The following is a 17,434-nucleotide window of genomic DNA, read 5'->3' as shown; positions in this document are numbered from 1 at the left end:
TTTATAGTGTATTTGTTATATATTTAAGTTTGAAATAGTTGTATAGCATGTTGATGCGCGCATTCACCAGCGCCATATCGGCAGAAAGTTTCATGTTCGAGGCATCGAGCATGTCGGTGAGCAAGGCCAGGTCGTTGTCGTAACGATTCCTCACCACGGTGTAGTTCTGATTGGCCAGTTCAACCTGTTTCTCCTGTGTGCTCACCTCTACCGAGCTGGTCAGCAGATTGGTATAGCAGGCCTGTACACCATTCTCTACGCCTTCACGAGCCAACTGCACTCGTTCATCTGCTTGAATGTTTTCATGTTTTGCCTTACGGATAGCATGCTTGTTCTTCCAGAGACTTGACAGATTATATTTCACACCAATGCCAACAAACCACACGTTAACGTTGGCATCCTTTGGAATCAGATCGGAGGTATATGGACCCGCGAGGTCGTTTTCTGCCACTACAGCCACCGATGGCAGTGAAGCCGCACGCGTGTTTCTGATTTTCTGTTCCGACATCTCTGTGGCCAGCGAAGCCTGACGAATGCCAATGTTGTTTTCAGCTGCAGTCTGTTGCCACACGTCTTCAGAGGTGAGTGTTTTTAGTGCCCTACTCTCCTGCTCTAACGACTGCGTATCCACATCGAAATCCTCACCCTCAGGCAGATGGATGGCTGTGCTTATCTGATGACGGATAATCTTCTGGGCATCATCAAGCTGGGTCTTTGTAAGCAGAAGACTTTGCAGTTGCAGTTCGTATCGCGTGATGTCGTTCTTCAGCACCGTTCCCTGTTCGCGGCGCGCCTTCATCTGTTCGATGACCTTCTCTGTCAGTTCTATGTTTTTCGCTATCACCTGCAGTTGGTTCTGCAGTTTGTAGAGGTCAAGATAATAACCGGTAAGCAAGAAGCGCACCTCCTGGCGATTCTTCTCCACATCAAGCTCTGCCAACTGGCGTCCCAGCTTTGCCATTTCAATGCCTGAGCTGATGGCCCCACCAGTATAGATCACCTGGCTGGCCTGGGCGGTAAAGCTGTTGCCCCAATGTGGTGTGGGCTGCTTGCCATTCTGCACCTGTTGAGGGCCCAACCCAGGAACGATATACTCCGTGGTGCCACTGGTAGAGAAACCTCTTGACATCAGGAAAGCATTGCCCGTGTAAGAGCCTTGCAAGCTGAATTCAACACTTGGCAACATGGCAGATTTTGCCGATGCCACCCCTTCTTCTGCTGCCTTCAATGCCGCCTCGCTCACCTTGATGCGCTGATTCTGACGGTCAGCCAGGTCAAAAAGCGACTGAAGACTCATCTTGTGCTGTGCATACGTAGGTACACAGCACCCTGCTCCGACGATCATCGAGACTGTCAGAGCACAAAAATACTTGCGACTACTCATTACAAAGAAATTTTTTCTCTTATAATTCATTACTCGTACTAAAAATATTCCTTCCCTCGGAAATACGAATAATGAACCTTCATGGTTCGGACAAACCTCCCGTTTGCCACAATGCGCTACAAACCTCTCGGATTAGGGAACAAATCCAGAGAAGAATTTCGAGCACTATTAATTACGAAATCCTAAAAACGGCTGCAAAGGTACAAAAAAAACGTCAAACACAATACACTTTTCATCTTAAAAAATCGAAAAAAGAAAGATATCATTTTTACATATCCTCCTTAGTGAGTAAGCCGATGGATGTATCTTTATTCATCGGGCCAGGGGGCGAAGGGGAGTTCTAGCTCTATCCATTTTTCCCCCTGGCGAGAGGCCAGCCCCCCGCTTAACGGGTGGCTTCCTGGATTGGATACTCCCAAGCCTAACAAACGGATGGGATGCGAGTGAAACTCTACTCCTTGCATCAGTTGTTTGGCCAATGGCAGAATATCATCTTTTGTGCAAAGAACATGATCCACAGTCATGCTGCGGGTGATTTGTTTAAAATCCAGGAATTTAACCTTAAGCGTCAACGTACGCCCCTCAAAATCGTTCTTTTCGATACGGCGCACCAGCTCCATCACCGTTTGATATAGGTGGATGGTAACAGCTGCATTCTCGCTGATATCCGTCTCAAAAGTCTGTTCGCAGCTCACACTTTTCCGCTCCCACTCACTGATTACAGGACGGGTATCAATACCTCGCGCAAAGTCGTAAAACACCTGCCCCATCTTACCAAAGTCCTGAGTCAATCGTGCCAGCGACGTGTTCCTCAGATCCATACCCGTAAAAATGCCCATACGGTGCATCTTCTCAGCCGTTTTCTGACCCACGCCCCAAATCTTCTCCACCTTCAGCTGTGCAATAAAGTCGAGCGCCCTGTCGGGGTGAATCACCGTCAGTCCATCGGGTTTGCGCCAGTCAGAGGCAATCTTAGCCAGAAACTTACAGTAGCTCACACCAGCCGATGCCGTCAGTCCGGTAGTCTCACGTATGCGCTGCTTTATTTCGCGTGCGATATCCACACCCAGTTCTATCCCCCGCTTATTCTCCGTTACATCCAGAAAAGCCTCGTCCAGCGATATCGGCTCAATCAGGTCGGTATAATCGTGAAATATCTCGTGTAGCTGCATCGACACCTCTTTATAACGCTGATAATGCGGCTCAACGATGATTAGTTGCGGACACAGACGCTTAGCCAACTGTATAGATTGCGCCGAATGCACCCCGAACCGTCGGGCCTCATAGCTTGCAGTCGACACCACGCCACGTTCCACGTCGTGCCCCACCGCTATCGGCTTGCCCTTCAGTTCCGGATTATCGCGCTGCTCTACAGCCGCGAAAAACTGGTCCATATCCACATGAATAATCTTCATTCCTACTCAGTTACCGTTGAATCTGTATCAACATTCTTAATCAGCTCGCTCACCATGCTACCTACGGCAAACACGATTACAAACATAATAAATGCACCTTCCATAACAATAATCATTTTTTAGTTCGACAATTAAGTTATCGGGTGCAAAATAAACCGGAGGGTGTCCCAAAAGTTGGGACACCCTCCTGAATTTTAATATCTTTTAAGCGTTTTCTCTATCATTTTACGTATTTTCACACGAATTTCCTGTGGTTCCAGCACTTCTATGCCATCGCTGTGGCGCAGCAGCTCGCCCAAAAAGTCGGATGTTGGTCGGATATCGAACGCAAAATCCGTATAATCGGGTGTCGATTCTAACTCTCGCTGCGAGTGGTGCAAGGGCAACGTGCGCAGATAGTTCGGCATCCACTTATGGGCTCGCACCACCACGTGTGCCATTGGCGTATTATCCGTCAGCACACCATAATATTCAGCAAAATACTCCTGCGGCGAGAAATTGGCGGGCATCTCAAAAGTCTCGTCGGTTATTTCCATCATCGTCATGCGATCCAGGGCGTATATACGCATCTGCTCCTCATCGTTAAGTGCCAACAAGTACCAGCGCTGGTGAAACAACTTCAAGGCATAGGGACAAACCAGCTTCTCGTACCCCTCAGCCTCAAACTTCTTATAGCCCATACGCAGGCGACGATTCGTGTGGATGGCTCGGATAATCACGTCGAGATATTCCTCGCCAGCAGGTGCATTTTCAAGCACCAATCTATCCTTCACAGCAGCGCTATCAGCCAGCACGCCATGCACAGTAAGCGTGGAGAACAGCCAACTTTCTACAGCACCATCGCTCAGAGCCTCCATGTTACTGATGTAGTACTTATACGTTTTCGGCTCGCAATCGATAATGATGCCAAACATAGCCAGGATGGAGTCGCGATGGCGGTTAAACGTCGAACGCTGCAACGGGTTGCCGTCGATTACGCCATCATCCATCCACTTCTGGTTCAGTTCGCCCAGGGTCAACTTATGATAGGCCCTAAGCGTATTAATAATCCAGATGTACTGGTAAAATATCTGAGCTGGTTTCATGCCTGCAAAGATACGAAAAAGTCGAGAGCAGAACAAAAGATTTTCAATCTTTTTTATGCCGAGCGTGAGTATCTTCGCGATTTCTATCGCAAAGATACGAAAAAAGCCGAAAGCAAAAAACTTTCGGCTCTATTTTTTTAGCATTTATGAATAACACTGGTCATGAAATAAAAAAGGCTCACGCTGAGCGCGCTGTTCTATGGGAAGCGGGGTGAGCTTGTTAAATTGATGACTACCGAAAGAGAGTGGCGCCGGCACCCTGTTTGACCAATGTGGGAACTTGACTGGCGGGCACTGCCGAATACTGATAAGGCACCGAAACAGTGGCGCCAACAGAGGATGGGATGCTGGTTGCTTCGGCTATATAGTTATCAGCCGCCCAGGTTACAGCCACAGCATCGTTCTGACTGTAATATTTGGCAACGCCCTTGTCGAAATAGTTACCCTCTATCAGGAATTCTGAGTTCTTACGTGGATTGATGCCATTGTAGGCCGTGGTGCTGCTAAAATAATTATTCAGCATGTGAATCTTACCAACACGGGCCATAGGCATACGTCCTTGACAACCCACACCCCACCAGTTGAAGGCGAAAGTGGTGTTCAGGAAACCTGTTGCTTCGTTGTCGTTGCTACCAATGAGATTGGAGTTCTGGTGCATATACGAACGATTGGTATAACTGAAGGTGCACCAACTAACAGTATGGAAGTCGGACGACTTCGTGATATCAAAGTTATCGTCTAATCCATCGGTAAACTCACAATGATCTACCCAACAATTCTTAGTGCCTGTGCATGAAAGAAGGTCGGTGCCGCCAACATCAACAGCCCCAGGGCCAACAAATTTCAGATTGCGTACAATGATGTTCTGGCAGTTATTAAGGGTAAAAATGCCAGCCTGACGATAGTTCTCGCTTTTATCGCCTGTCATCTCAATCAGTATCTTACGTGTGTTGTATTCAGCCTGCTCTTTTACCTCAGTGCCGTTTACTAACACTCCTCCCCCATCGCTGGTACTCATGCTGAGCACACCAGCATCGTTCAGGGCTTTTTTCATTTCATCGGTCAAAGCCCACTGGGTGCAGAGACGGGCATTATTGATGCCAAGCAGTGTTTTGCCCGAAACGGTTACTTTGATAGTAGATGACACGATAAAGTCGCCATTCGAGCCATCGAAGATAATCACTTTGTTCTTACTGTTCTTGATGGCACTTTCGATAGCAGCTTTCATGTCCCGACCATCAGATGTCAATACTACCACACCTGTAGCACTTTCTGGTACAGGGTAGGAATAATAGCCGCCGCCCGTGATATGATAGGTTTGGGTAGCGTCGGTACGTGAAGACAGGGCGCAAAAGCCAAAGGGCAGGTCCTGTTGGTTCTGTTCTTCATTCTCAGTAGGTTCGTCGATGGTGCTGTCGGAAACGTTACCAGAAGCCGACGAACAGGCAATCAATACATTTGCTGCCATGCAGCAGATTAGCATCATTAATAGTTTATTTCTCATTGTTTTAATATTATTACATCACGCTATCCATCAGGTAAACGATGGCACAACAAATGGCAGCCACGGGAAAGAGTCCCAAACGGCGCCATGCTGCGATAATGCCTACAAGGAGGGCCACAATACCTGAGAGAGGCGAGATGGTGGTTTGTATCATACTGGGGAAGGTCATGACGGCCAGCGTGACATAAGGTACATAATACAGGAAACTGCGCACAAAGCGGTTGTTTATTTCGCCTTTGATGAGCAACATGGGCACCACACGAATTAAATTGGTGGTGATGATGGCCAGCAGGATGCAGATAATGATACTACGATTATCCATAAGCCTCCTCCTTGACATCAACAGGTTTCAACCAGGCTGCAACAGCCGAGATAAGGATGGTGAGCACGATGGTGCGGGTGCCGCTACTCCAGCCACTCACTACAGGAGCTACAGCGCAGAGACCACTGAGCACAAAACTGGCCACCACTGCATACAGCACATTACGATCGGCACGCGCAGGGGGCATGATAATGGCCAGGAACATGCCGTAAAGGGCCACACTCAAGGCGGCTACGATGTTAGCAGGCAGCATGCCGCCAGCCACAATGCCTGCCGCACAGCCCGACGCCCAAAACAGCGTAGAGATAAGGGCAGCGGAATAGGTGTAAGCGGGCGGGCAGTAAGGTTGACGGGCGATGGAGATGCCGAAAATCTCGTCGGTTACGCAGATGGCCATCAGCACACGATGCAGCCACGAGGTGCCAGGGGCGATTTTCTGTGAGAGTGCGGCACTCATCAACATATATCGCAGATTAACCACCAAACACATGGCTACAATCTCAGCATAGGCGGCCTGGGCAGCCACCAACGTATAAACACCATATTCGCCAGCAGAGGCACGGGTAAAGAAACTACTAAAAAAGCCGATAACAGCCGACAAGCCTGCCTGCTTGGCAATGATGCCCAGCGAGAAAGCAACGGCAAAATAGCCTAAGGCTATGGGGATGCCGTCGCGAAAGCCTTGCATGATTTCTTTACGACGCATAACAGTTTCGGGGTGCAAAAATACGCTTTTAGATTTAAACCACCAAACAAAATGATGATAATAGTGCGCCAAAAGCCAAATTTTTAGTAACTTTGCACCCAAAATTTGAGCATATGAAAGTTAAGATTGAAACTACATTGGGCGACATCATCGTTCGCCTGTACGACGAGACTCCTATCCACCGCGACAACTTTGTAAAACTGGTAAAGGAGGGTTATTATGATGGCACCTTGTTCCATCGTGTGATTAAGGACTTTATGATTCAGGGTGGCGATCCCGACTCGAAGGGAGCGCCTGCCGGCAAGATGCTGGGCGTGGGCGGTCCTGACTACACACTGGAGGCAGAGATTAAGGACAACCTGTACCACAAGCGTGGCGCGCTGGCCGCAGCACGTCAGGGCGACGAGGTTAACCCCGAGCGCCGTAGCAGCGGCTCGCAGTTCTACATTGTATGGGGACAGGTGTATAAGGAGAATCAGCTGAACCAGCTGGGTAAGCAGATACGTATGCAGAAGGTGCAGGATGCGTTTAACGACCTGGCCAAAGCCCGTCGCGAAGAAATTATGCAGATGCGCCGCGAGCGCAACCGTGCAGGATTGCAGGAGCTGCAGGACCAGCTGATAGCCGAAGCTGAGAACAAGGTTGGCAAGCAGGGACTGACCGACCAGCAGATGCAGCTGTACTCTACCGTAGGCGGCACACCCCATCTTGACGGACAGTACACCGTGTTTGGCGAGGTTGAGGAAGGATTAAACGTGGTAGAGCAGATTCAGAACACAGCTACAGGCCGTGCCGATCGCCCCACCAACGATATTGATATGCGTATGACCATCATCGATTGATGATGGCCGTACGCCTTAAAAAACTAATCTTTCAGTGAATAAGTAATCGTGGTTACCACGCGCAGTTTCTTGATGTAAGGCGTGTTCTGGTCGCGATCCTCGATCTCGAACTGACCCTGTCCGGCTGTTTGTATCTGGCCCAGCTCACTATTGCTGGCCTCGGCAAACTGTACGGCGGTTTTCTGCGCATTCTTAATGGCTTCGGCCATCATCTCAGGCTTCATCTGCTGGAACGAGGCATATTCGTACTGCGGATTGCTGTTCTCGATTGCCACACCCTGCTTTAGTAGTTCGGCCTGCTTAAAGATGGCCTTATTAACCTCGGTTACCTTGTTGGTGGCCACCGTAATGGTGGTGTTAACAATGTAGCGGAAGTTCTTCTGGTTGTCGCCCCACTCGCGTGCCTCCAGGTCGCTGATAGTAGGCGGATTAACCGTTATCTCCTTCTCTTCGAGTCCGTTCTGGGTCAGGAACTTCTTAATCTTGTTGGTTTGCAGGTTAATGTTCTCGTACAGTAGGGGCAGGTCGTTGCCTGTAACCTTGGTGCCAATGCTCCATGTAACCTTATCGGCAGGCACCTCGCGCTCGGCCAGACCCTTAACCGTTACCTTACGATCCTTGTTGGCAAAGTTATCAATACCAGCCTTGATAAACACGCCCAAAAGCACGATACCTATAGCTATCAGTGCCGATGCAATCAGTCGATTCTCTTTCATACGCTTTCATGTTTTGATTGGTTCAACGGTGCAAAGATGCGAAATTTTTCGATACGACGGATAGGAAAATCCCTATTTCTTTGAGGGAATTGCGATTTTTTGCTTACCTTTGCAGGCGATAATAGCTTAAACTTTAACGCAGGATGAAGAATCTGTTGACACGAAAATACCCCTTTGGGCAAAGCAAACACTGGTTGAGAGACAGTGTGATATATGGTGTGATTATCTGGGCCATACTCTACTTACTGCAGCCGTTCGGATTCAGTCAGTATCAGGGCAACAAATGCCTGGTGGCAGCTGCTTTCGGCTTGGTAACGATGGTGTGCTACATAGTGTATGGCTACACGGTGATGCAAAATTTACCCAAACTGGTTAAACCCCTGCGCGTATGGCACGATGCTGCGGCGGTGTTAGGACTGATACTGTTTATTGCTATCGGCAATTTCATGCTGTTGGTATTGTTGTTCAGCGTGCCCTTCAGTGCGGGTGTGTTCCTGCAGTTTCTGTGGTGGACGCTGATTATAGGTGCCGCCATTACAGCCATATCGGTAGGCATAGAGTACAACCGCTATCTGAAGCACCAGATGGAGGCGCTGCTGAACAACACCACCGAGGAACAGCGCGACATTACCATCACGATACACGATCAGAACGTGCGTGGCAACGATCTGGAGCTGCCCATTAATAACCTATTATATATTGAGGCGCAGAAAAACAATATTTCGGTTTGTTACCTGCGCGACGACAAGCCCACCACCATTGAGCTGCACACCACCCTATCGGCAGCCATCGATGAGTTGCGACAGTACGAGAATATCTTTCAGTGCCACCGATCGTTTGTGGTAAACGTGAATAATATCACCCAGGCCAAAGGCAACAGCAACGGTTACCAGCTGCGCCTGACCAACAGCTATACCACCATACCTGTTTCGCGCCAATACGTGCCCCGACTGAAGGATTTTATTGCCTAGTCATTCGTCCTCGAAACGCGTCATTCGTCAGCGCAGCTAGCTTTCCGTCAGTAGTTTTAGCTGATGGTCAGCAAAATTTGGAACTATGAAAAACGTGCCGTACATTTGCGGCATGAAACAGAAGTTTGCACATATCATCATCGGTTTGCTCTGGGCCTGCAACCTGGCCGCACAAACCACCGTAACGGGAACAGTAACCGACGGCCGCACACCCCTGCCCGCCGCCAATGTATTTATTGTAGGTACGATAGACGGATGTCTGACCGATACCTTAGGTCGATTCAGTTTTATGACCACCCAGACGGGCGACGTAACACTGAAGGTGACCTATATGGGTTACGACGACTACACCCGCACCGCCCCTGTAAGCACGCTGAAGGATATAGACGTACGCATGCAGGAACGTGCCACAGCCATCAGCGAGGTGGTGGTAACTGCCAGCACCTACAGCTTTGGCAAGAGCGACGGTTTTAAAACGATGGACGCGCTGGATGTAGTGATGAGTGGCAACTCATGTGGCGACGTGGTAGCTGCCCTGCAGTCGCTTCCCGGCACCCAGAAGGTGGGCGAAGACGGCAAGCTGTACGTACGTGGCGGCGAAAGCGACGAGTGCCAGACGTTTGTGAACGGCATGCACGTGCTGGTGCCCTACAGCACCAATACCGAGAATACCGCCGTGCGTGGCCGCTTTTCGCCATTCCTGTTTAAGGGTATCAATTTTACCTTAGGTGGCTACAACGGCGAGTACGGACAAGCGCTGAGTGCCGTGCTGCCGATGGAGACTACCGATATGGCAACCAGCGATAAGTTGGGCGTAAGTGCCTCGCTGGTGGATTGGAACATAGGCGGTACCAAAGCGTTTACCAACAGCGCCCTGTCGTTTAACGCCACTTATACCAGCATGGCCCTGTACGACCGATTGTTTACCCAGCGCCAGGACTTTACCCGACCCTATCGCAAGCTATCGGGCGAGGCACAATATAAAAAAGAATATACCCGTGGCGGCGTGCTGAAATCGTATGTGGGTTACGACCTGACTTCGGTAGGCCTGCATGAGGACGATCGCCACCTCAGTCTGAAAGAACACAACATTTATGCCAACCTGACTTACAAGGCGCCTATCGCCCGCGGCACCACGCTGTTTGCAGGCATAGCCAACTCGAGTGTTTGGAATCATATCGATGATGCCGTAAGCGCTGGCGACCACTACCGCAACCATCGCAACGAGATACACCTGAAGACCGAACTGCGCAAGGTGGTGAACGACCGTTTGAAGGTGTCGACAGGTATTGAAGACTACCTGCGCCACAGCACGCTGGACTTCATGCCTTATCAGTACACACTTGATTACAACATATTTGGTGCCCACACCGATGCCCAGTTGCGCGTAATGCCTAAGGTATTTGTGAACCTATCCGCCCGTGCCGAACTGATGCGCACCCGCTGGCAGCTGATGCCACGCGCCACCCTGAGCTATATACCCAACAAGCAGTGGCAGGTATCGCTGGTGGCAGGCCGGTACAGTCAGACACCTAACGACGACCAGCTGGCTCAGAGCAACAACACGTTACCCCAGAGCACAGCTAATCACGTGATACTGAGCATGCAGTACAAGGGTGCATCGAGTCTGCTGCGTATCGAGCCTTATCTAAAGCGCTATCGTCATCTGCCCCGAATACCGCAGGGCGAGTGGCTGGCTGATGGCTATGGCACCAGCAGGGGTGTGGATGTGTTCGTTGAGGACCATTCTATCAGTCCACGCCTCGTTACCACCCTCGCCTACTCGCTGAACGATTCAGAGCGTCTGTATCAGGATTATACCGAGCTAAGCACACCCAGCTTTGCCTCGCGCCACAACCTGCGCCTGTCAGCCAAATACAGCATTGGCAAATGTATCTTAGGTGTGAGCGAGAGCTATGCCACAGGGCGACATTTTGCCCAGGGCACCACCCCGCATTACAACAGCGTAGATGTAAACCTGACGTATCTGCTCAGTCCCAAGGTGATTATCTACACCTCGCTCAATAACGTGTTGGGCCGCACCAACATCCATCGTTACGATGCCAACGGAAAGGGCATCATATCTAATCGCGACAGATTTTTCTATGTAACCATTTTAGTTTCACTTAAAAATAATAAAGCTTATGACATCAGTAATTTTTAAGCACGTAGTTGCTACAGTAGTGTTAGTTTTTGCAAGTGTGATTAACCTGTATGCCCAGCAGGCACAGCAGCCATCGGCCGATGAGATGCTGAACCAGATTGGCATGCTGAAGCGCCTGGAGGCCATGCAGCCCGACAGCGTGGCACCTAAGTACAAATTGGCGCTGGCCAGTTTGAATTTCGCCATCACCAACCCGCATGCCGCCCAGGCTGAACCGATGCTGGCACAGGCCGAACAGACCATCAATCAGATGGCACAGATGAAGGGAGCCGACCAGTCGGATCTGTGCACCCTGCGTGGTTTCCTGTACATGACGCGTATTGTGCAGAACCCAGCGCAGAACGGACAGAAGTACTATCTGGATGTGCTACAGAACTTCGAGAAAGCACTCAAATTAAATCCCCACAACCTACTGGCCGCACAGTTACAAGCCAAGTTTGTTGAGGGGATGAAACAAGCCACCGCGCAATAAAACAGCGCAGCCGCATAGATTTTATTTGCGAACAATCACGCTTCCGCTTGCCTGATGGGTAGCCAGAATCAGCACTTCGGCTATCTGCACGTGAGCGGGAGCGTTTGCAGCGTAAACAGCTACATCGGCAATATCGTCGCCGGTAAGAGGTTTGATACCTTTATATACATTGGCAGCGCGCTCCTCGTCGCCGTGGAAACGGATGTTGCTGAAGTTGGTCTCTACCAGTCCGGGCTTCAGGTTGGTTACACGTACGGCGGTGTTAGCCACATCGATACGCAGTCCATCGCTCAGCGCCTTAACGGCAGCCTTGGTAGCACAGTACACGTTACCGCCAGCGTAGGCAGCATCACCAGCTACCGAACCCATATTAATCACATGTCCGCGATCGCGTGCCACCATACCAGGCACAATCAGGCGGGTCATAGTCAGAAGTCCCTTTACGTTGGTATCAATCATACCGTCCCAATCATCGCTGTTACCCTCGAATTCGGGCTCCAGACCTAAGGCCAGTCCAGCGTTGTTCACCAGCACGTCGATCTCCTGCCACTCAGCAGGCAAGCTCTCGATAGCCTGACGGGCAGCCTCGCGGTCGCGCACGTCAAACATCAAGGTAAGCACCTCGGCACCCTGGGCCTTCAGCTCGTCGGCAATCGCTGTCATACGGACCTGGTTACGTCCAGTCAAAATCACCTTATCGCCATTCTGGGCAAACTTGCGGGCACAAGCCTCGCCAATGCCACTTGTGGCACCTGTAATCAATACAATCTTTTTCATAATTTTTGTGTTATTTATTCCATTGTGATATTTTCAATCTTAAGCTTCACCATACCAGCGGGCACACGCACCTCTACCACATCGCCAACCTTCTTATTTAACAGGGCCTGAGCGATAGGCGACTTGATACTGATTTTACCCTCGCGAAGGTTTGCCTCGTGGGGACTTGCGATGGTGTAAGTCATCTTAGCATTGTTATTTAAATTGGTCATCTCAACCTTACTCAGAAGTCCCACGCAGTCCTTACCCAACAGCGAGGTATCAATCACGCGTGCATTCTCGAGCACCTTCTGCAGAAAGCTGATACGACCCAACAGGCGGCCCTGCTCGCGCTTGGCAGCATGATACTCAAAGTTCTCGCTCAGGTCGCCCTTATCGCGCGCCTCGCTGATGGCATCCTTACAAGCAGGTAAATCTACCGTCTCCAGTTGTTTCAATTCGGCTACGAGCTTGTCCCAGCCTTCTTGCGACATATATTCCATAATGATACAATTTCGTGTTATTTACTATCAATTCGGCTGCAAAATTAGCAAAAAAAACGCATATTTTACGATTTAGAGCACTATTTTTGGCAAAGTTTAGATATTTATTCAAATTTCGGCAGTTTTTACAATCTTTTTATTTATCTTTGCACCTTGAATTTTATAGGTAAAAAAAATAAAGATGTAGAGATGGAAACAACAGCAATTCTGCTACTCCACTGCCCCGATCAGCAGGGCATTATTTCGGAAGTAACTAAGTTTATCACCGATAATAAGGGAAATATCGTTTACCTGGATCAGTATGTTGACAAGGTGGACGGCATGTTTTTTATGCGTATAGAGTGGGAACTGGAAGGATTTATGATTCCTCGCGACAAGATTTACGAGTACATCACCACCCTTTATGCGCAGCGTTACCAAATGAAATTCAGCTTGTACTTCAGCGATAAGCGTCCACGTATGGCTATCTTCGTTAGTAAGATGAGTCACTGCCTGTACGACTTGCTGGCACGATGGAAGGCTGGCGAGTTTAACTGCGACATTCCTTGTATCGTATCTAACCACGAGGATTTGCGCTACGTGGCCGACCAGTTCGGCATTCCCTACTACGTGTGGAGCATTAAGAAAGACCACAGCAACAAGGAGGAGGTAGAGAAGGCTGAAATGGAGCTGCTGAAGAAGGAGGATATCTCGTTTATCGTGCTGGCCCGCTACATGCAGATTATCAGCGACGAGATGATAGCCGAGTATCCGCATCATATCATTAACATCCACCACTCGTTCCTGCCAGCCTTTATCGGTGCCAAGCCCTATCATCAGGCTTACGAGCGCGGCGTGAAGATTATCGGTGCCACCAGCCACTATGTTACAGCCGAGCTGGATGCCGGTCCAATCATCGAGCAGGATGTTACCCGCATTACCCACAAGGACACCCCCGAGAGCTTAGTGCTGAAGGGTAAGGACTTGGAGAAAATCGTGCTCTCACACGCTGTGAGCAAGCACATCCAGCGCAAAATCCTCACATACAAGAACAAAACGATTATATTTAGCTAATATTTAGCAAAAAAGAGAAAAAGAATGCAAGTTGCAATAGTAAAATACAACGCAGGAAATATCTATTCGGTGGTGAACGCACTGAAGCGCCTGGGTATAGAGCCCACGCTGACCGACGATGCTGAACTGCTGATGAAGGCCGATAAGGTACTGTTTCCTGGACAAGGTCATGCTGGCGAAGCGATGGACTATCTGCGGGCCCGCAAGCTCGACCTGCTGATACGCGACCTGAAGCAGCCCGTTTTCGGCATCTGCGTAGGTCAGCAACTATTATGTCGCCACTCTGAGGAGGGCGATACCGAGTGTATAGGCATTTTTGATGCCGAAGTAAAACGTTTCCAGCCCCAGCGCCACGAGGATAAGGTGCCGTGTATGGGATGGCAGGAGATAAGCCTCCCCCAGCCCCTCCAAAAGGAGGGGGGCGTTAATCCTCTATACAAGGGCATCCTATCTCCCCTCTCTTTGGAGGGGTCGGGGGAGGCTCCTTACGTTTACTTTGTACACTCCTACTATGTGCCTGTGTGTAACGAGACCATCGCTACGGCAGACTACATTCTGCCCTACTCGGCCTCAATGCACAAGGATAATTTCTATACCTGCCAGTTCCACCCCGAAAAGAGTGGTAAGGTGGGCGAACAAATCATTAAAAACTTCATCGATTTATGATTGAACTGATTCCCGCTATCGACATTATTGCTGGTAAGTGTGTACGACTGACCAAGGGCGACTACAACCAGAAAACCGAGTACGGCGAGCCTTTAGAGATGGCCCGCGAGTTTGAACGCATCGGCTTTAAGCGTCTGCACATGGTAGATCTTGATGGCGCCAAATCAAAACATATTGTTAACAGCAAGGTGCTCACTCAGGTCACGTCTGAAACATCACTCGAAGTAGATTTCGGTGGTGGAATTAAGACCCATACCGATATCGAGGCTGCCTTTGATGCTGGCGCACAGATGGTAACTGTTGGTTCTATTGCCGTTACCCAGCCCAACCTGTTTACCTGGTGGCTACAGAAATACGGTCCCGACCGCATGATTCTGGGTGCCGATGTGCGCAATGGCAAAATCAGCATCAACGGCTGGAAGGAGGATTCGGAAGAAGACCTGCTGCCTTTCCTCAAGAAATACGTGGATGCTGGTGTGAAGAACGTGTTGTGCACAGAGATTTCGAAAGACGGCACCCTCGGCGGTCCAGCCTTTGAACTCTATGCTGACGTGATGAAGAAATATCCCGATTTGCACCTGATAGCCAGTGGCGGTGTATCGTGTATCGAAGATATCAAGGCCCTCGAAGCAATCGGCGTACCTGCCGTTGTGTTCGGCAAAGCCATTTACGAAGGTAAGATCGACCTTCGCGAACTGATTAAACTTAATAGATAAAGATGGGATTAGCAAAAAGAATCATACCCTGTTTGGACGTGAAGGATGGCGAAACCGTTAAAGGCACCAACTTTGTAAACCTGCGTTCGGCTGGCGACCCGGTTGAACTGGGCAAAGCCTACAGCGAGCAAGGTGCCGACGAGCTCTGCTTCCTGGATATCACAGCCAGTTTCGAGGGTCGCAAAACGTTTACCGATATGGTAACACGTGTGGCCAAAGAGATAAATATCCCCTTTACCGTGGGTGGTGGCATCAACGAGTTGGCCGATGTAGAGCGCCTGCTGTATGCCGGAGCTGATAAGGTGAGCGTGAACAGCGCTGCCATCCGCCGCCCCGAATTGATTAACGAGATTACCAGTCGCTTTGGTTCGCAGGTATGCGTAGTGGCCATCGATGCGAGATTCGATCCTGATGGATGGCATTGCTACCTGAAAGGTGGACGCGAGCGTACTGAGCGCGGCCTGTTTGAATGGGCACACGAGGCCCAGGAGCGTGGTGCAGGCGAGATACTGTTTACCAGTATGGATCACGATGGTGTGAAGAACGGTTATGCCAACGAAGCCCTCCGCGAATTGGCCGACAACCTCTCTATACCCATCATCGCCAGCGGTGGTGCCGGTAAGCGCGAGCATTTCCGCGACACCTTTATCGATGGTCATGCCGATGCCGCCCTCGCCGCCAGTGTGTTCCACTTCGGCGAAATCCCCATCCCCGAGCTGAAACGCTATCTAAAAGATGAGGGTATAAACGTCAGATTGTAAAATAGTAAATAGTCAAATTGTCAAATATAACAATGAAGATAGATTTTGAAAAGAGCGGAGGCCTGGTGCCCGCTATTATCCAGGATGCCCAAACTAAGAACGTGCTGATGCTGGGCTATATGAACGAGGAAGCCTACCAGAAAACCATCGATACCAAGAAGGTTACATTCTGGAGTCGCAGTCGTAACTGCCTTTGGACCAAAGGCGAGACCAGCGGCAACTTCCTGCATCTGGTAGATATCAAAGTGGACTGCGATAACGATACCCTGCTGGTAAAGGCAACACCCGACGGACCAACCTGTCACACAGGTACCGACACCTGTTGGGGCGAGACCAACGACAGCGGCGTAACATTCCTGACCGAGCTTCAGGACTTTATCGACAAGCGCCACCAGGAGATGCCCGAGGGCAGCTATACCACCAAACTGTTTAAGGATGGTATCAACAAGATTGCCCAAAAGGTGGGCGAAGAGGCTTTGGAGACAGTGATCGAGGCTACCAACGGTACCGACGAGCACCTGGTTTACGAGGCCAGCGACCTGCTATATCACCTCACCGTACTGCTCACCAGCAAGGGTTTGCGTATTGAGCAGGTGGCCGACGAGCTGCACAAGCGCCACGATCCCAACTGGGACAAGCAGCGCCGCGAAGCCAAAGCCGCAGGCAAAATGAAATAGTAAATTTTGGCAAAAAAAAATAATAGAATGCTGATTAATTATAAGAATGTAAACGTTTACCAGGATTCGGGCATTAAGGTGCTCGAGGGGGTGAACCTTGAGGTTAACGAGGGCGAGATGGTTTACGTGATTGGTCGCGTAGGCTCGGGTAAAAGTTCGCTCCTGAAGACACTCTACGGCGAACTGGATGTTGACGAGGCCGACGAGGCTATCGTGCTGGATCGCGACCTGAAGACCATCCGCCGCAAAGATATTCCTGGCTTGCGTCGCGACCTGGGCGTGGTGTTCCAGAACTTCCAGCTGCTCAGCGACCGCACCGTATATAAAAACCTGCGCTTTGTGCTCAAGGCCACAGGTTGGAAAGATAACGATGCCATCAACAACCGCATTAGCGAGGTGATGGAGCAGATAGGACTGGACGAGAAGCTGTTTAAGATGCCCAACGAACTGTCGGGTGGCGAGCAGCAGCGTGTGGCCATCGCCCGCGCCATCCTGAATCATCCTAAGCTCATCATCGCCGACGAGCCTACAGGCAATCTGGATAAGGACACAGCCGACAGCATTATGCAGCTGCTGAAGAGCATCGCCGAAACAGGTACTGCCGTTATCATGTCGACCCACAACATCGGCTTGGTAAACAAGTACCCAGGCAAAGCCTTCCAGTGCCTGGATGGCAAGATAGAACAAGTGGTGATCAAGCCAAAGGCTTGAGACATTAAAC

Annotated in this window: 19 protein-coding genes; 10 read left to right on the top strand and 9 right to left on the bottom strand. The window is 50.1% G+C overall.

The window, feature by feature from the left end; all coding sequences use genetic code 11:
* Nucleotide 1: 1 nt before the first annotated feature.
* The 6 genes from PRU_RS02525 to PRU_RS02500 form a co-directional block, all read right to left on the bottom strand.
* Nucleotides 2–1,384 carry a TolC family protein gene (locus tag PRU_RS02525; RefSeq protein ID WP_013064809.1) on the bottom strand — a complete coding sequence of 461 codons (1,383 nt, stop codon included), beginning with the start codon at nucleotides 1,382–1,384 and terminating at the stop codon, nucleotides 2–4.
* Nucleotides 1,385–1,692: 308 nt separating this feature from the next.
* Entirely contained in the window at nucleotides 1,693–2,799 is a 1,107-nt protein-coding gene (gene dinB / locus PRU_RS02520; RefSeq protein ID WP_013064823.1) for a DNA polymerase IV, read from the bottom strand.
* A gap of 194 nt (nucleotides 2,800–2,993) precedes the next feature.
* Entirely contained in the window at nucleotides 2,994–3,884 is an 891-nt protein-coding gene (locus PRU_RS02515; protein WP_013063571.1) for a helix-turn-helix transcriptional regulator, read from the bottom strand.
* A 232-nt stretch (nucleotides 3,885–4,116) separates the two neighbouring features.
* Nucleotides 4,117–5,388 carry a pectate lyase family protein gene (locus PRU_RS15175; protein WP_013065359.1) on the bottom strand — a complete coding sequence of 424 codons (1,272 nt, stop codon included), beginning with the start codon at nucleotides 5,386–5,388 and terminating at the stop codon, nucleotides 4,117–4,119.
* A gap of 13 nt (nucleotides 5,389–5,401) precedes the next feature.
* Nucleotides 5,402–5,710 (bottom strand): AzlD domain-containing protein, encoded by a 309-nt coding sequence (locus tag PRU_RS02505; RefSeq protein WP_013064808.1) that lies wholly within the window; start codon nucleotides 5,708–5,710, stop codon nucleotides 5,402–5,404.
* Nucleotides 5,703–6,416 (bottom strand): AzlC family ABC transporter permease, encoded by a 714-nt coding sequence (locus PRU_RS02500; protein WP_041385566.1) that lies wholly within the window; start codon nucleotides 6,414–6,416, stop codon nucleotides 5,703–5,705. The genes PRU_RS02505 and PRU_RS02500 overlap by 8 nt, the downstream gene beginning before the upstream one ends.
* A gap of 113 nt (nucleotides 6,417–6,529) precedes the next feature.
* Here PRU_RS02500 and PRU_RS02495 point away from each other — a divergent pair, with 113 nt between their 5' ends.
* On the top strand, nucleotides 6,530–7,258 hold the full coding sequence (locus tag PRU_RS02495) for a peptidylprolyl isomerase (RefSeq protein ID WP_013065474.1): 729 nt from the start codon (nucleotides 6,530–6,532) through the stop codon (nucleotides 7,256–7,258).
* Nucleotides 7,259–7,281: 23 nt separating this feature from the next.
* Here PRU_RS02495 and PRU_RS02490 read toward each other — a convergent pair whose 3' ends face one another.
* The gene (locus PRU_RS02490; protein WP_013064955.1) at nucleotides 7,282–7,974 is read right to left on the bottom strand and encodes an SIMPL domain-containing protein; all 693 of its coding nucleotides are present in this window, start codon (nucleotides 7,972–7,974) and stop codon (nucleotides 7,282–7,284) included.
* Between the two features lie 143 nt (nucleotides 7,975–8,117).
* Between PRU_RS02490 and PRU_RS02485 the strand changes: the two genes are divergently transcribed.
* The 3 genes from PRU_RS02485 (at nucleotide 8,118) to PRU_RS02475 (ending at nucleotide 11,581) form a co-directional block, all read left to right on the top strand.
* Entirely contained in the window at nucleotides 8,118–8,945 is an 828-nt protein-coding gene (locus tag PRU_RS02485; RefSeq protein ID WP_013065323.1) for a LytTR family DNA-binding domain-containing protein, read from the top strand.
* 112 nt (nucleotides 8,946–9,057) lie between these two features.
* Nucleotides 9,058–11,109 (top strand): TonB-dependent receptor, encoded by a 2,052-nt coding sequence (locus PRU_RS02480; protein WP_041385565.1) that lies wholly within the window; start codon nucleotides 9,058–9,060, stop codon nucleotides 11,107–11,109.
* Entirely contained in the window at nucleotides 11,090–11,581 is a 492-nt protein-coding gene (locus tag PRU_RS02475; RefSeq protein WP_013063834.1) for a hypothetical protein, read from the top strand. The genes PRU_RS02480 and PRU_RS02475 overlap by 20 nt, the downstream gene beginning before the upstream one ends.
* Before the next feature lie 21 nt (nucleotides 11,582–11,602).
* Here the strand turns inward: PRU_RS02475 and PRU_RS02470 are convergent, their stop codons facing one another.
* Both PRU_RS02470 and greA read right to left on the bottom strand, forming a co-directional pair.
* Nucleotides 11,603–12,358 carry an SDR family oxidoreductase gene (locus tag PRU_RS02470; protein ID WP_013064615.1) on the bottom strand — a complete coding sequence of 252 codons (756 nt, stop codon included), beginning with the start codon at nucleotides 12,356–12,358 and terminating at the stop codon, nucleotides 11,603–11,605.
* Nucleotides 12,359–12,372: 14 nt separating this feature from the next.
* Nucleotides 12,373–12,840 (bottom strand): transcription elongation factor GreA, encoded by a 468-nt coding sequence (gene greA / locus PRU_RS02465; RefSeq protein ID WP_013063638.1) that lies wholly within the window; start codon nucleotides 12,838–12,840, stop codon nucleotides 12,373–12,375.
* A gap of 189 nt (nucleotides 12,841–13,029) precedes the next feature.
* On the opposite strand from greA, the gene purU reads away from it, so the two are divergent.
* Genes purU through PRU_RS02435 form a run of 6 tightly spaced genes read left to right on the top strand, consistent with a single transcriptional unit; the run spans nucleotide 13,030 to nucleotide 17,424 of the window.
* Nucleotides 13,030–13,893: a formyltetrahydrofolate deformylase gene (gene purU / locus PRU_RS02460; RefSeq protein WP_013063047.1), complete on the top strand. Its 864-nt coding sequence runs from the start codon at nucleotides 13,030–13,032 to the stop codon at nucleotides 13,891–13,893.
* A gap of 24 nt (nucleotides 13,894–13,917) precedes the next feature.
* Nucleotides 13,918–14,559, top strand: a complete 642-nt coding sequence (hisH, locus tag PRU_RS02455) for an imidazole glycerol phosphate synthase subunit HisH (RefSeq protein WP_013064857.1) — start codon at nucleotides 13,918–13,920, stop codon at nucleotides 14,557–14,559.
* Nucleotides 14,556–15,275 carry a 1-(5-phosphoribosyl)-5-[(5-phosphoribosylamino)methylideneamino]imidazole-4-carboxamide isomerase gene (gene hisA / locus PRU_RS02450; RefSeq protein ID WP_013065640.1) on the top strand — a complete coding sequence of 240 codons (720 nt, stop codon included), beginning with the start codon at nucleotides 14,556–14,558 and terminating at the stop codon, nucleotides 15,273–15,275. Before hisH ends, hisA begins: the two co-directional genes overlap by 4 nt.
* A 2-nt stretch (nucleotides 15,276–15,277) precedes the next feature.
* Nucleotides 15,278–16,036, top strand: coding sequence for an imidazole glycerol phosphate synthase subunit HisF (gene hisF / locus PRU_RS02445; RefSeq protein ID WP_013063202.1), 759 nt, complete (start codon nucleotides 15,278–15,280; stop codon nucleotides 16,034–16,036).
* Between the two features lie 32 nt (nucleotides 16,037–16,068).
* Complete coding sequence (hisIE, locus tag PRU_RS02440) at nucleotides 16,069–16,713, top strand: bifunctional phosphoribosyl-AMP cyclohydrolase/phosphoribosyl-ATP diphosphatase HisIE (protein WP_013064526.1); 645 nt, start codon at nucleotides 16,069–16,071, stop codon at nucleotides 16,711–16,713.
* Nucleotides 16,714–16,740: 27 nt separating this feature from the next.
* Nucleotides 16,741–17,424, top strand: a complete 684-nt coding sequence (locus tag PRU_RS02435; RefSeq protein ID WP_013064368.1) for a cell division ATP-binding protein FtsE — start codon at nucleotides 16,741–16,743, stop codon at nucleotides 17,422–17,424.
* The last annotated feature ends 10 nt before the right edge of the window (nucleotides 17,425–17,434 follow it).

This window comes from Xylanibacter ruminicola 23 (assembly GCF_000025925.1).
GTDB classification, from domain to species: Bacteria; Bacteroidota; Bacteroidia; order Bacteroidales; family Bacteroidaceae; genus Prevotella; species Prevotella ruminicola.
This window is presented reverse-complemented; position numbering and strand designations above follow the sequence as displayed.